Consider the following 19,015-nt stretch of genomic DNA (forward strand, 5'->3'; position numbering starts at 1 on the left):
CACCCCAAGTTCCTGCATGTCAGCCCTCATGCCGCATTGGTCAGCCGCACGAATTCCTCGACGCTGAGCGTCTCGGCGCGGCGCGTCGGATCGATGCCGGCGCGTTCGAGCAGGGCCTCGCCGCCGAGGCTCTTCACGCTTTGCCGCAGCATCTTGCGACGTTGGCCGAAGGCGGCTTCGGTGACGCGGCCGAGTTTTTTCACCTCGGCGGGCAGAGGGGTCAGGCGCGGCACCAGATGCACCACCGAGGAGGTGACCTTTGGCGGCGGCGTGAATGCCTGTGGCGGTACGTCGAAGGCGATCCTCGCCTCCGTCCGCCAGCCGGCAAGAACCCCCAGCCGGCCATAGCTGTCGCTGCCGGCGGGCGCGACGATGCGCTCGGCTACCTCGCGCTGGAACATCAAAGTCATCGAGGTGTAGAAGGGCGGCCAATCGCTGACCGTCAACCAGCGCACCAGCAACTCCGTGCCGATGTTGTAGGGCAGGTTGGCCACGATCTTTACCGGGCCGCCGTCCCCGGCCGCTCGACTGGCAAGTGCCGCGAAATCCGTCTTCAGCGCATCGCCGGACACAACCTCCAGTCGGCCGGGATAATGATCGGACACTTCGGCAAGGGCAGCCAGGCAGCGTTCGTCACGCTCGATGGCGATGACGTGACGCGCCCCGTTGGAGAGCAAGGCGCGGGTCAGCCCGCCGGGACCGGGACCGACCTCGATCACGGTTGCATCGGACAAGTCGCCGGCGGTGCGGGCGATCTTGCCGGTGAGGTTCAGGTCGAGCAGGAAATTCTGGCCGAGCGCCTTCTTTGCCTGCAGGCCATGACGCTCGATCACTTCGCGCAGCGGCGGCAGCCCGTCGATGCTCATGCCTGCGGTCTCATGCGGCAACTGCCTTCGTGTTTGTGTCGGCCAGCCGTCGGGCAAGCTTCAATGCTGCGATCAGGCTGTCGGGCCGCGCCACGCCCTTGCCGGCGATATCGAAGGCGGTGCCGTGGTCGGGCGAGGTGCGGATGAAGGGCAGGCCGAGCGTGACATTGACCGCCTCGTCGAAGGCCAGCGCCTTGGCCGGGATCAGTGCCTGGTCGTGATACATGCAAAGGGCTGCGTCGTAGCCCGCCCGTGCCCGGGCGTGGAACAACGTGTCGGCCGGCAGCGGACCGAAAGCGTCGATCCCTTCGGCACGCAGGATGTCGACCGCCGGGCGCACGATCCGCTCGTCCTCGAGGCCCATGGCGCCGCCTTCACCGGCATGCGGATTGAGCCCGGCAACGGCGAGCCTCGGCCGGGCGATGCCGAAGCGGCCGATGAGGTCGGCGGCGGTGATGCGCGCAGTGGCGACGATCAGTTCGGTGGTCAGTGCCTTCGGCACCTCGGCCAGCGCGATGTGGATGGTGACGGGAACGGTGCGCAGGTCGGGGCCTGCCAGCATCATCACCGGCATCGCTTGGACGCCGCTGTGCCGGGCCGCCAGATGTGCCAGATACTCTGTGTGGCCGGGAAAGCGAAAGCCGGCATCGTAGAGCGGCTTCTTGGCGATAGGGCAGGTGACGACGGCCGAGGCTTCGCCGGTGAGGCAGTCGGCGACGGCGCGGTCGATGGCTTCGATGGTGGCGGCCGCATTGGCCGGGTCGGGTCGGCCAGGGCTGTCGATGCAGCGGGTGGTCAGTGGAACGATCGGCAAGGCGCGGGCAAAGACTTGCGCCGCTTGCGCCGATGTCGTTTCGACGACCGGCAGCGAAATGCCGAGGAGACGCGCCCGGGAGGCGATCAGCGCCGGATCGGCGAGCAGATAGAAGGGAGGCAGGGCGGCAGCCTCGCGCGCCATGAAGGCAGCGATGGCGATCTCCGGCCCGATGCCGGACGGATCGCCGGCGCTCAGCGCGAGCACAGCCACGGTGCTGCCCACGTCAGCGCTTGACGATGCGGGCTTTCGCCTTCAGCTCGTCGACATATTTCTTGCTGAGTTCGTCGGCGTTCTTGTCACCGGAGCTTTCGCCCTGGAACACCATCTGCGCGACCTTGTCGTCGGACACTTCGCGCGACGAGCAGATGCCGATGAATTCGACGCCGCGTTCGGTTTCGCGCGTGACGGTGGCGCCGCCGACCTTGGTAGCCTTGATCTGCTCAGCCCAGTCCGGCGGCAGTTGCGGCGCCAGCACCCGGCCCAGATCGCGAACGGTGACGTCGATCAGGCCCTTGGCGAATTCGCGCGTCGTGTTGCAGCCGCTGAAGCGGGCGCGCATGGCGTCGGCCTCGCGCTTGCGTTTGCCCAGCGTCGCGCTGCGTTCTGCCGCCGGCACCACGAAGATGACCTGCTGCAGCATGTACTCGGTGGCGCTCGGCTTGGATCCGCCTTTTTCGAGCATCTTCCTGACAAGATCCTGTTCGCTGACGGCACCGGTACCGTCGCCGGAACGGTAGCGCGCGCTCAAGGCCTGGTTCCAGGCCATCTGGGCGCGGATGAATTCCTTGAAGTGGCCCTTGGTGACGCCCGACTTCTCCATGACGCCGTCGAGCTGGCTGAGCTGCATCTTGTTGCTTGACGCAAAGCGCTGATACGCCGCTTCGACCTGAGCGTCGCTGATGCGGATGCCAAGCCGCTTGGCCTCGGCCATGCGCAGCGTCTGGTCGATCATTTCCTGGCCGGCGTCACCCTTCTTGCGCTGCAGCTTCAGGAAGGCGGCGCGATGGGCGATGTCGCCGGTGGTGACCGGAATGTCGTTGACGACGTATTTGATCTCGCTGGCGAAAGCCGGTGGCGTCATCACGGTGATCGACACGCACGTCGCCGCCACAAGCAACGCGAAACCTGCTGAAAAGAGGTATTTCCTCATCGTTGGCATCCCAATTCTATCCCGGCTCCGCCCAATTTTTATCTTTTCAGGTGCGCGAAACCCGTGCCAGCCCTATGCGGCGAAACGATGTCGCCGATTGTTACTGGATCGTGTCGACGCCACTGCTCGACGAGCCGAAATCGCCGAGGGTGCGGAACGACAGATTGAAGCCGATGGTCTGCGACACCTCCCTGGTGTTCAGGTCACGCGACTGCGAGTAGGTCATCAAATAGGTGAAGCAGGAATCATTGTAGGCGAAGCCGACGCCGTCCCTGACCAACAGGCTTTCCTGCAGGTCGTAGGTTCCGGTGCCGAAGACGCGCCAGTTCTCAGCGAGATGCGTCGATGCACCGAGCGTGACTTCGTGGCGGTCGGTCGTGAAACCGTAGAGCGGCTGGGCCTGGATGAAGGCGTATTTGGCGCTCAGCGACACCGGCAGGCCGGAATAGGCGGCCTTCACCTCGGCGCGGCGGATCTCAAAGCTCTGTTCGTCAAAACGGCCGCTGACCGAGGCCGCGAAGCCGTTGGGGCTGTTGATGCCGAACAGGCCGACATAGTCGGACTTGGTCGTGTCGAGACCTGAATAGGCGCCAACATTGACCAGATCCGGAGCCGCGAAGGAATTCTCGCCGCCGATCTGATAGGATTGGCCGAAAATGGCATTGGTGCCCCAGCCATTGTTGTACGAGCCGGAATAGCGGAAGCCGACATTGGCGCGCGAACCGCCTTCGACGCGGTCGTAGCCGGAGAACTTGTCGCGTTCGAACAAGGTGGTCGCGTCGAACACCATGCTTTGGGCGTCTTCGTTGGGAACGGCCAGACCGCCGACATACTGCTCGTTCGGGCGCATGAAGACCTGCGCCATCGGCTCGATCACATGGCTGGACCCGCTCGCCATGGAAAACAGCACCGGCCAACGCATCTCGAGGCCTGCGGTCGCCATGTAGCGGGCAAATGACGAGCGCATATCGTCCTGCTCGCCCAAATTCGTTGCCATCTGGTTGATGGCGGCGAGCGAAGCCGACGATGCGTTCAGGTAGTCCACATCGCCCTGCAGTGCCAGCAACGGCGTCAGCACCAGCCCGCCATCGGTGACGAAGCTCCGCTTCCACTCGGCCTCGGCGGTGAGGCGGCCCGATTCGCCTTCGATGCCACGGACACGCTGCGTGCCTGAACCAGGTACGTAAGGGGTGAAGTAGGTCTGGTCGAGATCGTCGCGGCTGATAACCCGCGAGTTGACATTGAGCGACAGCTGGCCGCCAGCCACCGATACGTCGGGAATATAGGCGTAGTCGAGCGACGGCAGCACCCAGGGCTGCTGTCCGCTTCGCGCAGAAATGTTGTCGTTGGGTGTATCTTCCTGCACTTCGAAGTGCATGGCGCGCAGGTCGAAATAGTTGCGGCCGTTGAGACCTGTCAAATAGACCGACGACTGGTGGACGCTGCCATTGTACTTGTCGATGTTATAGGTGTTCGAGAAGTTCTTGTCGGTCTGCAGCAGCACATCCCAGCCGAAATTCCAGCGCGGATTGATGGCGAACTGGCCCTGCGTGCCCATCATGCCACGGAATTTGTTGGGATCGCCCGCTGCGCCCGAATCGACATTGTGGCCAGCGGTGCTGGGGAAGGCAGTCGTGTCGAGGAAGGCATCGGGATCCTGCTGATGGATTCCGGCGATCTTCAAACTGTACTGGCCATTGTTGAAGCGCTGGCGCCATTCGGCCTCACCGAGGAAGCCCTGCTTGGTGTAGCCGGAGCCGGTGACGGTCAGGTCGTAGGTCGGTGACAATGCGAAATAATAGGGAATTTTTACGCCGACACCGAGATCGCTCTTGTAGACGATGCTGGGGATCAGGAAGCCGCTCTTGCGCTTCACCGTCGGGTCGGCAATCTCGAATGCAGGCAGATAGGCGAGCGGGAAACCGAAGAACTCGAAATTCGCATTCTCGAAGCGAACCGTCTTCTTCTCGCCGTTCCAGATGATCTTCCTGGCCTTGACGCGCCAGGTCGGCGCTTTGTCGGGCTTGTCCTCGCACGGTTCGCAGGCGGTGTAGACGCCATTGTGGAACGTGGTCAGGACGCCGCCCATGCGCTCGGCGCTTTCGGCGGCGAAATAGGCCTTGTCGATGGTTTCGACACGCAATGCGTTGACGAAGCCGTCGGCGAAGTCATCGGTGATGTCGATATGTTCCGAATTGATCTTGGTGCCGTCGCTGTTGACGACTTCGACATTGCCGCTCGCAACCATCCGCTTGGTGTTGCGGTTGTATTCGACCCGCTGGGCGACAAGGCGATTGCCACCATAGTCGATCTGCACGCCACCGACGGCGGTCACCGTCTGATTGTCGTTGTTGTAGACCAGCGTATCGGCCGCCAGCAGCATCTGCGAGCCTGACGGAACCGATGTCGCCATGTCACCGACATCCTGCGCGAACGCCGGCATCGGGACGACGCATGCAAGCACGCACGCCAAGGCGGTCGCCGCATAGAGGCGCGCCAAACGGGCCTGCCTGTTGCTGGGCAAAAACGCCTCCCTCACTAGCCGTCTTCCTTGTATAGCAGGAAAGTCACCCCGAAGAACATAGCCACTACGACCGGCACCCATGCGGCTACGACAGTCGGCACGAATCCCGCCACGCCGAATGCCTTCACCAGCACCGAAACGACATAAAGCAGAAAGCCGGCGATGATGCCACCCAGAATCATCGTTGCCGACTGCCCCATCCTAGCAAATCGCATTGAAACCGTTGCCGCAATCAGCGTCATGGCGACGAGAAGGAACGGCAACGCCACCAGCGAATCAAACTGCATGGCAAAGGCATTTGCCTTGAGGCCGAAGGAGCGGGCAACCTCGATCTTTCCCGGCAGATCATAGAAAGGGATGGTTTCGGGGCGCGCCAGCCGCTCTTGCACGAATTCAGGCTTCAGATTGGTCGGCACGCGATCGGTTGTCGATGCCTGGATCGTGCCGTTCTGGAATGTCTTGACGTTCTGCAATTCCCAATAGCCGTCGCGCAGGAAGGCGCGCGCGGCGTCCTTGCGCTCGACGATGTTGCCTTGCGGGTCGAGAATGAAAAAGACGACATCGGCCATCTCCAGGCCCTGATTCAGGATGGCCCGCGCACCGATGATGGTGTCCCCCGAACTGGTTTTCTGCCGAATCCAGGGCGCGGCATCGGCTGAAACCGTGTTCGATTTGCCGGAACGCAGCTGGGTTTCGATCTGCTCGGACCAGGAGAATGCGTGCGCGGCGAGCGGATTGATGACGCCAACCGACAAGACGCCGAACAGCAAGGCTCCGATGCAGCATGGCAACAGGAACTGCCAGGCGGAAACGCCCGCGGAACGCGCGATGACCAGTTCGTAGCGCCGGTTGAGCGACACCAGCGTCGCCATCGCCGAGAACAGACCGACAAACGGCACCGTCTGCAGCATGATCATCGGCATTCGGAGCCCCGAAATGGCCACTGCCGTTCCGTAGGTGAAGCCGGGCAGGCCGGTGGTGCGGCCGGAGAGTTCGGTGAAATCGATCAGGAACACCAGCGCCAGGAGGCCGATGAAGAACCAGATGGTGATCGTCACATAGCGGAAGAAGAAATAGCGGCCCAGCGTCCAGCCCATCAGCTGACCCCTTGCCCTGAAGTGCCGCGTCTGGACAAACGCAGTTTGAGAGCGTTCCAGCTGTCACCGGTGCGCGTGGCGAAATTTGTCATCCAGTCGGCCCAGGCCACCGGCAGTTCCATGGTCCGGTTGGAGACGATGAACCAGATCGCCACCGCGGAAGCCACGATCGGCACGCCATAGACCATATAGGCATATTGCGGGATCTCATCGGCTTTGCTGGCGGCAAAAAAGCCCAGCCAACGCACGAACAGCGATATCCCGATGGCCGTGATCAGCGGATTGACGCGTGCCTCGCGGTGCGAGCGCGCGTCTCCGGCGACCGCCAGCGCGATGAGCGCGAAGACCATGGAATACGTCCATTCCGAAAACCGCTGGTTGACCTCGGCTTGATATTCGGAGGGGTTCTGCTGATAATTCTTGTCGTTGGCGCTCGGGTTGAGCAGGTACTGGGTCGTCTGGTCTTTCGGCAGGAGCGTCACCGCCGAAGCAGCCGCCATGAAGGCCGACATGTCGAAGGCATAGGAGGTGAAGCGTATGACGGAGAGATCGCCAGTCAGCGTTTTGCGATGGATGACGCCGTCATTCATCATCAGCACCTTTTCGCCGCCGCGTTCGACGATGCTGCCGGTCTTGGCGTAGTAGACGAGGTTGACGCCTTCTTCGCGCGAATCGGCGACGAAAATGCCGCCCAGCCGATTGTCGGGAAGCCGCTCGCCGATCTGCAGGAACAGCCCGTCCTCGATCTTGCGGAAGGTTCCTTCCTGGATGATCAGCGACAACAGATCCGCGCGTGACGACGCCACCAGGGCCCGGTTCTTCTGCCGGGCATAGGGATCGATGCCGTTGTCGACGGCAAAGGAGAAGACCGCGGCCGCCAGCGCCAAAAGCATGATCGGCCGCACGATGGTCCAGCGCGAGGCGCCCGCCGCGTTGACGACGGCGAGTTCGGAATCCGAATTCATGGCACTGAGCGTCTGCGCGACCGCCACCACCAGCGCAAAAGGGACGACGATCGGGATGATGGACGGAAGAATGAGGGCGGCGACCTCGAAGAAGGTCAGCGCCGACTGGCCGCTGTCAGTGACCAGGTCGATCTTTGCCAGCACCTGCGTCGTCCACACGATGGCCAGCGTCCAGACAAGCGCGGCCATGAAGACCACGAAAGCGCGGCGCATGATGTAGCGTTCAACGACCTTCATGAAGGCTTTTCTCGATTTTCTCGAACGGCATCATGCCACCGCACAAGGGTAGCTGTCCGGCAGCGCCTGCACAACTGGCTCCAACAGATGGTCGATCCGGTTCCCGTTCCAAGTCACCCGCCCCGGCGGGCCGGAGTGTCGGCGGGAATGGATAAGAAAGGGAGAACATCGATGGTTAACAACAGGTTGCGGCAAGAAGCGGGGCCGTGCCGCGAAGAATCACCATCGATTCCATCGGTGATATGGGGTGCGAATTTGGCAATGTCTTGCCAAATGGAGCAAAACGACCAAATGTCGCGCATCGTTTCGAACCACTTCCCCAAAAGCCGCGCATTCCCCGAAAGCAGGACATGATGAGCCAAAGACCGTCGATCGCATTCGCTAAATTTTCCGCACCCCAGGCCGCGGCGAACAAGAAGGGCACAGCCTTCGTGCTGTTGGCGGATGAGGGTGGCCTGAGCGACGCCGCCAAGGCTTGCGATCCCGGCAAGACACTGGAGCGGGCCTTTCCGGTGGCCGAGTTCACCGGCAAGTTCGCTAGCGTGGTGGAGGTTCTGGCGCCGCAGGAAGCGTCGCTTGACAGGCTGGTGGCGATAGGCGCCGGCAAGGTGTCGGGGCTCGACGACTATGCGTGGCTGAAGCTTGGCGGCACCATTGCCGCGTCGCTGCGCAAGGCGACCGATGTGGCGGTGGTGCTCGATCTCGCCGGCGCGTCGCCAAGTGGCAAGGATGCGGCGAGCCTTGCAGCGGGAATTCTTCTGCGCAGCTATTCCTTCGACAAGTACAAGACCAGGAAGGACAAGGACGACGGCAAGGCAGAGCCGAAAAAGCCGGTCAAGGTGACCATTCACACGGCAGATCCAGCCGCGGCGAAAAAAGCCTTCACCGACGCCGAGGCGGTGATCGACGGCGTCCTTCTGGCGCGTGACCTCGTCAACGAACCGGCAAACGTGCTCGGGCCGGTCGAGTTCGCCGCCCGCGCCAAGGAACTCGAGGCGCTCGGCGTCAAGGTCGAGATCCTGGCCGAAAAGGAGATGAAGAAGCTCGGCATGGGCTCGCTGCTTGGTGTCGCGCAAGGCTCGCCGCGCGGCGCCCGCATGGCGATCATGCAGTGGAACGGCGGCAAGCCAAAGGACAGCCCGGTTGCCTTCGTCGGCAAGGGCGTCACCTTTGACACCGGCGGCAATTCGATAAAGCCGGCCTCGGGCATGGAGGACATGAAGGGCGACATGGGTGGTGCCGCCGCGGTCACCGGCCTGATGCATGCGCTGGCTGCGCGCAAGGCGAAAGCCAATGTCGTCGGCGTCATCGGCCTGGTCGAAAACGCCGTCGACGGCCATGCTCAGCGCCCCGGCGACATCGTCACCTCGATGTCGGGCCAGACCATCGAGGTGCTCAACACCGATGCGGAAGGCCGCCTCGTGCTGGCCGATGCGCTGTGGTACTGCAACGACCGCTTCCAGCCGAAATTCATGGTCAATCTGGCAACGCTGACCGGCGCCGTCATGGTCGCGCTCGGCCAGCACTATGCCGGCCTGTTTTCCAACAATGACGAACTGTCCGAAAAGCTGACGGCGGCGGGGCAGGCAACGCAGGAGCGGCTGTGGCGCATGCCACTCGGCGCCGAATACGACAAGCTGATCGATTCCAAGAATGCCGACATGAAGAACATCGGCGGCCGTTATGGCGGCGCCATTATCGCCGCGCAATTCCTGCAGCGCTTCGTCAAGGACACGCCTTGGGCGCATCTCGACATTGCCGGCACCGCGATGGGCTCGCCGTCGAACGAGATCAACCAATCCTGGGGTTCGGGTTTCGGCGTCAGGCTGCTCGACCGGCTGGTGCGCGACAATTATGAGCAGTGAGCGGATTCAATCACTATAGACTGAAGCGATGGCCGACGTCCTGTTCTACCACCTGACCGAATCGACGCTGGAGGATGCGCTGCCAGGCCTCCTGGAGCGCAGCGTCGACCGTGGCTGGCGCGCCGTGGTGCAGACCGGCACCGAGGAACGCCGCGATGCGCTCGACCAGCATCTTTGGACCTTCCGCGACGATTCGTTCCTCGCGCACGCCACCGACCGTGAGGCTTATCCCGGTGAACAGCCGATCCTGTTAACCACCGGCGACGGCAATCCCAACCAGGCCAAGATAAGGTTCCTCGTTGACGGCGCCGTGCCGCCTGATCTTGGTGGCTACGAGCGTGCCGTCTTCCTGTTCGACGGCCACGACGCCGCGCAGGTCGAGGCGGCGCGGGGGCACTGGAAGGTGATGAAGGACGCCGGCCATGCCGTCACCTACTGGCAGCAGACGCCAGACCGCCGCTGGGAGCGCAAGGCCTAGTGCATGTCGCCCAAAAGTGACTTCGTTTTGGGAGAACGAGATGCGCAAAAACAAAACCTAAAGCGGGTCGCCTGAAACCGCTCAGACGCGACACGCTTTAGGCCAGCCGCCTGTCGCAGACACAGTCTACAGCTTTGCCTTGACCCGGTTCTGTTTCCGGGTGACGTAGTCGCCGTATTTCAATCTCTCGAAAACGTACCAGTCGCCATCCGGAGCCTTGCGCTGGTAGATCACCTTGCCAGCCTGGCGATGCTCGAAGCAGGTCATCGAGCCCTTCACGCCCCAGGAACCGTGCCATTGTGCGCGCCAGCACAACTTGCCGCCGCCGGGGATGAACCACAACCCGTCGCCATAGCCCGGCTTGCCTTTGTCGTTGGTCCAGGAGTCGAACTGCCGCTGCTTGACGGCAAAGAACCCGGCGCCCTTCTTGCCCCACAGCCAGGAATGGTTTTGATAGATCTGGTAGACGCCTTCGTCAGGAACCACGGCCGCCTTTTGCGCCTGCTCGGCGATTTTCGTCGCCGTTTTGGCTGTCGCAGGAACCTGGAAGGCAAGAACAAGAACGGAGCAGGCGAATGCCGCTCCGAGACAATTTTCCACCACTCGTTTCACGAAACTTCTCCACAGACTGATTTACGCCACGCCTCAACCATCATCCCGAACCGCCGGTTCGGGATGGGTCACCGTCAAACAAGGAAATTGGAGATCCATCCCGATCGCGTCGGGATGGCACGATGCGCCTAAGGCAGGACGTGCTGGGTCACCCTCCAGTCGGGCAGACCATAGCCACCCAGCCACGGCCACACTTCCTTCTGGTTGAAGTAGACGACCGAAGTCAGCGCCGGAAACTCCGCATAGGACTTGCGCGAATCCTCTTGCCACTTCGAGACATAGTCCTGTTTTCCGACATAGCCGAGTTCCGCCACCACGATCGGCTTGTTGAAACCCGCGACGCGATCATAGCCGGGCTTGAGCGTCTCTGCGAAGTTACGGTCCCGACCGGTCTCATCATTGTCCTTCTTCTGGAGGCCGAACACCGACAATCCGATCACATCGACGTAATTGTCTCCGGGATAGTACTTTTCCAAGCCTTCCGCGCCCTTTGGCGACCACATGTATTTGGCTGCGGGAGCGACCTTGCGGCAGACATCGACTTCGCGCTGGTAGGCGGCGATCCAGTCCTTGGGGGCCCAGTTGGCCCAGGTGAAGCGGCCGTTGGTGTCTTCCATTTCCTGCGCCCAGCGAATGGTCACCGGGCTCTTCATCTGTCCCACCAAGCCGCAGATTGCCTGCATGTTGGCGTCATATTTGCCGCTCAAAATGCCGTCGCGCAATTCGGGCGGGGTGATGCGCCAATCCTTCGACCAGGTCCATGGCTCTATGGTGATCAAAAGCGAACGGCCACGCTGCTGCGCATAGGCGTCGGCCAGCGGAAGCGTCGAGAGGTCAACGTCCTCCCAAGGCAAGAACAGCTCCTCAATGGAGGCAGTCTTGTCGGCGCTGAAATCACCATAGGGGTCATAGGAGCCGAACACCGAAGCGGCGGAGCTCGTCTTCACGGGGTCCGTCCCCGCGGGAGAGCCTGCTGCCGCCGGAAAAGCAATACTTGCGCCCAGGATGAGTGCTGACGCGGCTGTAGTTGCTGTGAAGTATTTCATAGTCGACCTCCCATCGCCTCAATCTCCAGCGGAGCTTGAAACTTCGCCATGTCGTTTCGACAGCGATCGATACGACAAACCCAAATTCATCGAGCCTATCGAGGCGATCTGTGGGGTTTCAGAGCGACTGTGGACTGGCGTGCTTGCGCAAGGCCATCCATCAAGTGGTCTCCCGAGGCGCCGGTACGATGGAAGCCTACGGGAGAAAGTTCGCCGCGATACTCACAAATTCGCGCCAACATTCCCGATGCATTATCCAGTTCTAATATAAGAGCTTATGCATGCCGCGAGTCAAGCGCAATTAACGGATACTTAACCTAGTTGTTGCCAGCATGGTTAACGAGTGGGGTCGATCGGGTCCAGGTTGTCTGTTGGCTTGCTGCTGAGGATAGAGATCCAGCAACCCGTGTCCCAGGTGAAGGTCTGACCGCACGCATTCAAAACGCCGTCGATTCAAAGTGTTAGGTTAACCAGTTCTCAAGAGTCTTGGTTAACGAACGCTTAATTCTGTTGACTCTGTTTGAGCGCGAGCTGATTCTGGCCGGTGGTTGAAGGCTGTGTGCCATCGTTCGGCCACAGCCCGAACAGGCGGCGGGTAGTAGTATGAGTGATTCTGCGCAAGCCGGCGTCGTCGGCAATATGACGTCATCGCGCCGGTCGAAGACTGCCGGACCCATGCCGGCGGGCGAGGCGCCTTTTCTGGTGCCGGCCTTGTCGCCAGCTCAACAACGGATTTGGGCGCTGGGCTTGGTTCCATGGCTCTTCACCCTCATAATTTTCTGGGTCTGGTGGTTGCAGCCCGACCACATCGAGCACGTGGTCCCTTATATTTTCGTGACGCTTACTTTCGTGTGGCTGACGCTGATGCCACTCTTTTTCTTCCCCAATGTGCATGCGTCGAAAAAACCGTCCAAGCTGCGCACGGTCCCACAGGGATCGCGAGTCGCCATGGTGGTAACCAAGGCACCGTCCGAGCCGTTCGTCGTGATCGAGCGCACGCTGGAGGCGATGCTCGCGCAGGACTATCCGCATGACACCTGGCTGGCCGACGAAGATCCTTCCGAGGAGACTGTTCACTGGTGCGAAGCCCACAATGTGCTGATTTCTACGCGCCGCGGGCGCGACGACTATCATCGCAAGACATGGCCGCGCAGGACCCGCTGCAAGGAAGGCAATTTAGCCTTTTTCTATGACCACTACGGTTATGAGCGCTACGACTTCGTCGCCCAGCTGGACGCCGACCATGTGCCGACGCCGAGCTATCTCAGGGAAATCCTCTATCCCTTCGCCGACCCTGCGGTGGGCTATGTTTCGGCGCCGAGCATTTGCGACATGAACGCCGACGAAAGCTGGGCCGCGCGGGGCCGGCTGTTTCCTGAGGGAATGCTCCACGGGCCGCTGCAGTCCTGCTATACCAACAATGGGACGCCGCTCTGCATCGGTTCGCACTATGCGGTGCGAACTCAAGCGCTGATGCAGGCGGGCGGTCTTGGCCCGGAACTGGCCGAGGATCACTCGACAACCATGCTGTTGATCGCAGCCGGATGGCGCGGCGTGCACGCAATTGATGCCATCGCGCATGGCGACGGACCTCAGAGTTTTGCCGATTTTGTCACACAGGAATTCCAGTGGTCGCGCAGCCTGGTGACCATCATGCTCGAATACTCGCCGACCTACCTGCCGAGGATGACGGCGCAGGCGAAATTCCAGTTCCTGTTCCGCCAGCTCTGGTATCCGCTGTTGGCTGGGTTTTCCCTCCTGATGTATGCCATGCCGATATACGCGCTTCTTTCTGGCGAGACGTTCGCCAATGTGACGTATGTCGACTTCCTCATCCACTATGGGCCGAATGCGGCATCTCTGATCGTGCTGGTGATGTTGCTGAAGGCCTTTGGTCTGTCGCGCCCGCTCACCGCCAAGACGATCAGCTGGGAAGGAACGCTGGTCGCTTTCCTGGCGCGCTGGCCGTGGGTCCTGGCAGGCACGCTCTCGGCGGTCCGCGACCATATTACGAAGTCGTTCATCGATTTCCGAGTTACACCAAAGGGCAGCGGTCCGAAAAACCTTCTGCCCACCCGCGTCGTTGCTCCCTATGTGGTGCTTGCGGTCGGTGCATCATTGCCGGTTCTTCTTGTCGACCACCCTGCGAACGCCGCCGGCTTCTACTGGTTCGCCGCTTTCAATGCGTTCTTTTATGGATTGCTCGTCGCCGTAATTGTCGCAAGGCACGTCATCGAGAACAAGATCCCGCTGCGCGCCAATGTCGCCAAATATGCCCTGCACACCTCACTCGCCGTGCTCGCGCTGTCGGCTCCGGCCGCCGCATTCTATGACCGCGGATTGCAAGGCATTTATGGGCTGCAGCAGGGCGCGGGCCATCTGCGCATTGTCAGGGTAATCTTTCCGGTTTCCGGCGCCGGCCAGGGCGGGCTCGGAAACTATACGGTGCATTTCGACCCCAGTTGGGATGCAAGCCGCTGACGCCTCGAGAATCGGCCTCGGGACAGCTACGAGGCAGTTTCCCGCCCACGGCTCTCTTCTTCCACAACGACGACTATTGAGGCTCCAAAGCGCGTCGCGCCAAAACCCGTCGCGCGTCCTCGTGCGACATCCGTGAGATCGATCGCAATTTAATAAAATCCAGCGCAAGGCGGAAAGACGGTGCTCACTACGCCGTTTGCCTGAATTTTAATAAGCTTAGTCTAATATTGCGCAATGGAAAAGGAAGTTCACACGGCGTGGAAAACGCTCAGCACAAAATATGCCGCGGTGTGCCTTTGCCTATAGTCCGCAACAGGGGATTGGTGATGAACAAGTTCATTGAATGCCCAGTTAATATCGGCAGGAAGTGCATCTACACTATTGCCGCAGCCGCGTTGATCTCCATGGTCGCGGGTGCCCAGGGCGCTAATGCGGCCGAGACCGGACAGATTCGCGGCGAACCTGCGGTCCACAAGCTCGGCCACAAGATTCACTATCTCAAAAACAAGCGAGACCTTCACCGCAAGCCGGTCGTGCGCATGACCAGCGTGACCCGCACCAATGCGCTGGCCTATGCGGCCTTTATCCAGCCGCCGCGCCTCGGCAAGCCGGCGCTTCTGAAGGTTTCCTACACCCTTGGCGACGCCGGTCCGCTGCTGGGCCGCTCGCCATGGCTCTGCAGCCCGAGTGGCTTTGGCCAACGCTCGAGCTGCCGTTCGCGATACTGATCTTCGGCGGGGGCGAGTCGAGGGCGAGAGGTTGGCGCAGGCTCTGCCCGCTACCTCTTGCCCTCCGGAGGCCCTGTTCGGCAATATCCAGTCGTGGAAGGAAGTCCCGTCCTGCGGAAAGTCGGGCGAGCCTCGCCACCTTCAGCCGACGACCTTGTCGTCACGGTCCAGAAGCAGCTTTGTGAGGTCACCGGCCGGTGCGCCGCCAGCCGTCGCCATCATTTTCACCGGGTGCCGGTTGCGGCCGCGCGACATAGGCCGACGACCCGTTCGCTTCGTGATAGACGCGCGCCAGCATTTCTGCCAGCACACCCGACGTCACCATCTGCACGCCGGCGATGAGCAGGAAGAAGCCGGTGAACAGCATTGGGCGCGTTCCGATGTCTTGACCGAAAAACAGCTTCAGACCAAACAGATAGGCAAGGATCAGGGATCCCAACGCGCCCAAAACGATGCCGATGCCACCGAAGAAATGACCGGGCCGCGTGCGGTAGCGCATGAAGAAATACATGAAGACCAGGTCGAGCACGACCCTGAAGGTGCGCGAAATGCCGTATTTCGACTGGCCGTGGATGCGAGCATGATGCGTCACAACCTCCTGCGCAATGCGTCTCGGGGTCGTCACCGTGGCCAGCCATGCCGGGATGAAGCGGTGCATCTCACCATAAAGCTTGACGCTGCGGATGACGTTGCCACGATAGACCTTGAGGCTGCAGCCATAATCCTTGAGGCGCACGCCGGTGACGCGCGCGATCAGCGCATTGGCGATGCGCGAGGGCAGCCTGCGCATGAAAAAACCTTCCTGGCGGTCCTTGCGCCAGCCGACCACCAGGTCGAGATCTTCGCTCAGCAGGCGGTAGACCATGCGCGGGATGTCGTAGGGATCATTTTGCAGATCGCCGTCGATCGTGGCGATGACGTCGCCGCGCGCTGCGTCGATGCCGGCCTGCATCGCGGCGGTCTGCTTGTAGTTGCGCACAAGCTCGACCGCATGCACATGCGGACCGTAATGCGCTCCCAGGCGCCGGATCTCGCTCACCGTCGCGTCGGTGCTGCCGTCATCGACCAGCACGACTTCCCACGGTTGGTCGTAGCGTTCCATTGCCTGGTGAATCCGTGCCAGCAGCGGCTCGACGTTTTCGGCCTCGTTGTACATGGGCACGACGATCGACAGCGTATGGTCCGGCATCACCGCGCCGTCAGGCAGTCCAGAAGCGGGGATAGGCAATACGTTCATAGCGATGACTTCCTTGCAGAGCCGACGGCCGGGTTCCCCGGCAGCGTCGATTTCGAGGGAAACAGCCAGGCGATCGCGCCCGTGGCGATAGCCGAGCAAAAGATGAACAGGTGCAGCGCCAGCGCCGCCTGCAGGCCTGCCTTCATGTCGATGCCGGAGGTGAGCAGCGCGGCCGCCGCTCCCGCTTCATAGGTGCCGAAGCCGGCGACGCCTTGCACCGGCAGGATTGCGGCGCCTTCGGCCCCGACGACGCCCGGAAAGGCGGTCGAAAAGGATGTTCCCAGCAGCATTGCCAACAACCATCCTTGTACAGCGAGCTTCAGCGACCAGTTGGCGATCGTCCACCACCAGCCGTAGCGCGAGCGCCCGGTCGCTTCGGTGAAGACATCGCGCAGCGTGCCGAGCTTCGCCACGATCTTGCCGCGGCCGGCCCAGTCATGCGGCGCGCGCGCCCAGCGCGGCAGATACCAGGCGGCGGCGATCAAGGCGGCCACGCCCGCGATCCTTATCGCCGGATGCAAGCCCGGCCACACCGCCAGGGCCAGCACGCCAACGACGAAGGCATCCTGCAGCCTGAACCACAGCAGCGAGGCGCTGGCGCGCATGATCGGTATGCCGAAGACCTGGCGCAGGAGCAGGGGAAAGGCCGTCTCGCCGCCACGGAAGGGGACGACGTTGATCATCGCATTGTGGATCAGAATGACGCGCAGGCAAGCGCCGAAACGGCCGTGCACCTCGTCGCGGAACTCGTCGCAGACACGCAGCGCACGCAAGACATAGGTGACGAAAAACGCGATCGTCGCCACCGCGAATACGCCGGGCGTTATGCGGGCGAAGGCGTCGCCGACCATCCGCCAGCGCGAGTCGCTGGCGAGCCAAGCCAGCAGGGCCAGCGTCACGATTATCGAGACTGCTCTTTTCAACCAATTCTCCGCTGGCTTCCACAGCCGCGTTCCGGCGGCGGCATCGCGTGGTGCCCGATTATCCATGGCGTCCATCCGGTTCGCCTGGCCCACTGCCTTGCCGGCCTTCCGCAGGCGAATGTGGGCCTGGACCGTCGGACCATATCTTGTCCAGGCCCACAGCTCCGGACTGTCGCGGCTCTCATGGGCGGGTGATCCTATAGACCAGCAGATCGTCCGAATCCACAAGCTTGGTCCCGGTCTTGTCGAGGTAGTCGATCACCCCCTTATGATGTTGCACGAACAGCCGCCCCTTGTTGTCGGTGGCGTTCTTGGCGGCCCCGAAATAGTCTGCGCCTTCGGCTCGCAGCTCCTCGATCTGCGCGATCGCCGTGGCGTCGTCTTCGACGAATTGCGACCATTGGACCTCGCCGCCGCCGGGCGGGAACACCCAGCCGCGCACCCGGCTGTAGTAGATTGCGATGGGATCGCCGACATCCGGCGCGACGGTCACCACGAGATCGCCCGGCCGGACACGGCGCGACAGTTCGTCACCGAGCAGGTTGCCGTTCATGGCGATCGGCGTCTTCATCGTCCTGACTAGGGGGAAGGTCGACCAGACGAGCGTGACGACCGCGATGCAGATCGAACGCAGCACGACCACCGGCGACAGAACGGTTCTCGATGCAAGCGTTGCCAGGAGAAGCGCGCCGCGGCCGCAGAACATCGCGAGCGATATGTGGAAGATGTGGTAGTTCCATGGATTGTTGGTGATCTCACGCGCCGCCATGACATAGACGATGGCGGCAGCCGCCAGCCACACATAGGGAATGGCCGAAAGGATGCGCTGCTTCGCGTCTTCGGTGGGTTTGGGCGGTATCCAGAATCCGATCACGATGAGCGCCATCATCGGGTAGCCGTAGAACCACCAGACAGATGTGCTCCACACGGTATCGAGATAGAAGCCGTCCTCGACGAATGTCCAGAAGCCCGAATCCCAGATGTAGCCGCTGCCCGCGATATGGTAGGGCGGATAAGTCTGGCCAAGATAGACCGCCCAGCGGAAGTAGGCGGCGATGACGATCAGGCTGAGCAACCCGCTTGCGAGCACCCGCGCTGCCAGTTTGTATCGCCGCTGCAGGAGCCAACACACCATCAGATAGAAGATCACGGCGCCGGCGGCGATGCCCGGCGGCTTCGCCAGTACGCCGAGCGTGAAGGCGAAGGTTGCCAGCAGTAACACCCCCTGTCGATTGCCGCCGTCGGCCCAGTATTTCGCGAAGAGCCAAACGCCGAGCGTTACCAATGCCAGCATCGAGGGGTCGGGCAGGAACGAACTGTCGATCATGATCGTCGCCGGCATCAGCGCATAGGCAAGCGCCGCCACATGGGCGTGCGTTTCGCCCCAGCAAAGCGCTGTCAGCCTGTGCAGCGAAAACACCGTCACCAGGCCGAAGAGGGCCGCAACCATGCGGCCGAACCAGTCGTGCCAGCCGAAGAGTTGGTAGAGCAGGGCGGTCAGATAACTGACGATCTGGAACTCGCGGCCCTGATAGCTTGGCCCGGGTCCGGTCCAGCTGACCTCCGGGAAGAAGATGTTCCAGCTGCGCTGCTGGAAATTGTCGGCCATCATTGCCGTGCTTGTCTCGCGCCAGCTGAAGGCATCGACCAGCGGCAAGGTGATGTCGTGGAACCGGAACATGCCTGCGATGAACAGGATCCCCAGCAAGATCGCCGTGTTGGGACTCAGGTAGTTGCGCGCAGCCGTGTCCCGGTCGGTCGACTGCTGCAGGTATTGCCGACCTTCGGCCTGATTCAATTCCGGGTCGTCCGTCATTTGAAACCGCGTCCCGCCTGATGTCTGCGCATGCTGCTTTTGCGCGCGATTGTCAGGGTTGGAGGAATATACGACGCAATTCTTAATTTTGACGACTGCAGGCTGCGCGCGTGTCTCGAATAGTTGTCGTCTGTCTGCTTCGCAAAGGTTGACATCATCGTTCTCGCGACTGT

The 19,015-nt window shown here is 61.8% G+C and carries 15 protein-coding genes; 4 read left to right on the forward strand and 11 right to left on the reverse strand.

Annotated elements, in window-relative coordinates; genetic code table 11:
- Positions 1-26 precede the first annotated feature (26 nt).
- The 6 genes from rsmA to lptF form a co-directional block, all read right to left on the reverse strand.
- Positions 27-866, reverse strand: a complete 840-nt coding sequence (gene rsmA / locus EJ076_RS16425; RefSeq protein WP_109662838.1) for a 16S rRNA (adenine(1518)-N(6)/adenine(1519)-N(6))-dimethyltransferase RsmA — start codon at positions 864-866, stop codon at positions 27-29.
- A gap of 10 nt (positions 867-876) precedes the next feature.
- Positions 877-1,905: a 4-hydroxythreonine-4-phosphate dehydrogenase PdxA gene (gene pdxA, locus EJ076_RS16430; RefSeq protein ID WP_126068593.1), complete on the reverse strand. Its 1,029-nt coding sequence runs from the start codon at positions 1,903-1,905 to the stop codon at positions 877-879.
- A 1-nt stretch (position 1,906) separates the two neighbouring features.
- A complete protein-coding gene (locus EJ076_RS16435) occupies positions 1,907-2,842 on the reverse strand; it encodes a peptidylprolyl isomerase (protein WP_164548661.1) in 936 nt (311 codons plus the stop codon).
- 91 nt (positions 2,843-2,933) lie between these two features.
- A complete protein-coding gene (locus tag EJ076_RS16440) occupies positions 2,934-5,372 on the reverse strand; it encodes an LPS-assembly protein LptD (protein WP_164548662.1) in 2,439 nt (812 codons plus the stop codon).
- Entirely contained in the window at positions 5,372-6,457 is a 1,086-nt protein-coding gene (gene lptG, locus EJ076_RS16445) for an LPS export ABC transporter permease LptG (protein WP_206438822.1), read from the reverse strand. Before lptG ends, EJ076_RS16440 begins: the two co-directional genes overlap by 1 nt.
- A complete protein-coding gene (lptF, locus tag EJ076_RS16450; RefSeq protein ID WP_109662846.1) occupies positions 6,454-7,656 on the reverse strand; it encodes an LPS export ABC transporter permease LptF in 1,203 nt (400 codons plus the stop codon). Before lptF ends, lptG begins: the two co-directional genes overlap by 4 nt.
- 353 nt (positions 7,657-8,009) lie before the next feature.
- Between lptF and EJ076_RS16455 the strand changes: the two genes are divergently transcribed.
- Together EJ076_RS16455 and EJ076_RS16460 are read left to right on the forward strand one after the other, a co-directional pair.
- Positions 8,010-9,521 carry a leucyl aminopeptidase gene (locus EJ076_RS16455; RefSeq protein ID WP_126068594.1) on the forward strand — a complete coding sequence of 504 codons (1,512 nt, stop codon included), beginning with the start codon at positions 8,010-8,012 and terminating at the stop codon, positions 9,519-9,521.
- A 28-nt stretch (positions 9,522-9,549) separates the two neighbouring features.
- A complete protein-coding gene (locus tag EJ076_RS16460) occupies positions 9,550-9,999 on the forward strand; it encodes a DNA polymerase III subunit chi (RefSeq protein WP_109662848.1) in 450 nt (149 codons plus the stop codon).
- 126 nt (positions 10,000-10,125) lie between these two features.
- Here the strand turns inward: EJ076_RS16460 and EJ076_RS16465 are convergent, their stop codons facing one another.
- Both EJ076_RS16465 and EJ076_RS16470 read right to left on the reverse strand, forming a co-directional pair.
- The gene (locus EJ076_RS16465) at positions 10,126-10,611 is read right to left on the reverse strand and encodes a DUF995 domain-containing protein (RefSeq protein WP_126068595.1); all 486 of its coding nucleotides are present in this window, start codon (positions 10,609-10,611) and stop codon (positions 10,126-10,128) included.
- A 128-nt stretch (positions 10,612-10,739) separates the two neighbouring features.
- Positions 10,740-11,657, reverse strand: a complete 918-nt coding sequence (locus tag EJ076_RS16470; protein WP_126068596.1) for a glycoside hydrolase family 26 protein — start codon at positions 11,655-11,657, stop codon at positions 10,740-10,742.
- Positions 11,658-12,260: 603 nt separating this feature from the next.
- On the opposite strand from EJ076_RS16470, the gene EJ076_RS16475 reads away from it, so the two are divergent.
- Positions 12,261-14,138: a cellulose synthase catalytic subunit gene (locus tag EJ076_RS16475; protein WP_126068597.1), complete on the forward strand. Its 1,878-nt coding sequence runs from the start codon at positions 12,261-12,263 to the stop codon at positions 14,136-14,138.
- Between the two features lie 326 nt (positions 14,139-14,464).
- Positions 14,465-14,866: a hypothetical protein gene (locus tag EJ076_RS16480; RefSeq protein ID WP_126068598.1), complete on the forward strand. Its 402-nt coding sequence runs from the start codon at positions 14,465-14,467 to the stop codon at positions 14,864-14,866.
- A 187-nt stretch (positions 14,867-15,053) separates the two neighbouring features.
- Here the strand turns inward: EJ076_RS16480 and EJ076_RS16485 are convergent, their stop codons facing one another.
- The 3 genes from EJ076_RS16485 to EJ076_RS16495 all read right to left on the reverse strand — a co-directional run bounded on the left by EJ076_RS16485 (position 15,054) and on the right by EJ076_RS16495 (position 18,842).
- On the reverse strand, positions 15,054-16,055 hold the full coding sequence (locus EJ076_RS16485) for a glycosyltransferase family 2 protein (protein WP_245463091.1): 1,002 nt from the start codon (positions 16,053-16,055) through the stop codon (positions 15,054-15,056).
- Positions 16,056-16,099: 44 nt separating this feature from the next.
- On the reverse strand, positions 16,100-17,026 hold the full coding sequence (locus EJ076_RS16490) for a lysylphosphatidylglycerol synthase domain-containing protein (protein WP_126068600.1): 927 nt from the start codon (positions 17,024-17,026) through the stop codon (positions 16,100-16,102).
- Between the two features lie 181 nt (positions 17,027-17,207).
- A complete protein-coding gene (locus tag EJ076_RS16495; protein WP_126068601.1) occupies positions 17,208-18,842 on the reverse strand; it encodes a glycosyltransferase family 39 protein in 1,635 nt (544 codons plus the stop codon).
- Positions 18,843-19,015 lie beyond the last annotated feature (173 nt).

This window comes from Mesorhizobium sp. M7D.F.Ca.US.005.01.1.1, from assembly GCF_003952545.1.
GTDB lineage: Bacteria > Pseudomonadota > Alphaproteobacteria > Rhizobiales > Rhizobiaceae > Mesorhizobium > Mesorhizobium loti.

Bases quoted from the DNA above. Each gene is read 5' to 3' on its own strand.
- EJ076_RS16485 (WP_245463091.1), bottom strand. From the start codon at position 16,055: ATGCCGGACCATACGCTGTCGATCGTCGTGCCCATGTACAACGAGGCC.
- EJ076_RS16435 (WP_164548661.1), bottom strand. From the start codon at position 2,842: ATGCCAACGATGAGGAAATACCTCTTTTCAGCAGGTTTCGCGTTGCTT.
- lptF (WP_109662846.1), bottom strand. From the start codon at position 7,656: ATGAAGGTCGTTGAACGCTACATCATGCGCCGCGCTTTCGTGGTCTTC.
- rsmA (WP_109662838.1), bottom strand. From the start codon at position 866: ATGAGCATCGACGGGCTGCCGCCGCTGCGCGAAGTGATCGAGCGTCAT.
- EJ076_RS16455 (WP_126068594.1), top strand. From the start codon at position 8,010: ATGAGCCAAAGACCGTCGATCGCATTCGCTAAATTTTCCGCACCCCAG.
- EJ076_RS16475 (WP_126068597.1), top strand. From the start codon at position 12,261: ATGAGTGATTCTGCGCAAGCCGGCGTCGTCGGCAATATGACGTCATCG.
- EJ076_RS16460 (WP_109662848.1), top strand. From the start codon at position 9,550: ATGGCCGACGTCCTGTTCTACCACCTGACCGAATCGACGCTGGAGGAT.
- EJ076_RS16480 (WP_126068598.1), top strand. From the start codon at position 14,465: ATGAACAAGTTCATTGAATGCCCAGTTAATATCGGCAGGAAGTGCATC.
- EJ076_RS16495 (WP_126068601.1), bottom strand. From the start codon at position 18,842: ATGACGGACGACCCGGAATTGAATCAGGCCGAAGGTCGGCAATACCTG.
- EJ076_RS16470 (WP_126068596.1), bottom strand. From the start codon at position 11,657: ATGAAATACTTCACAGCAACTACAGCCGCGTCAGCACTCATCCTGGGC.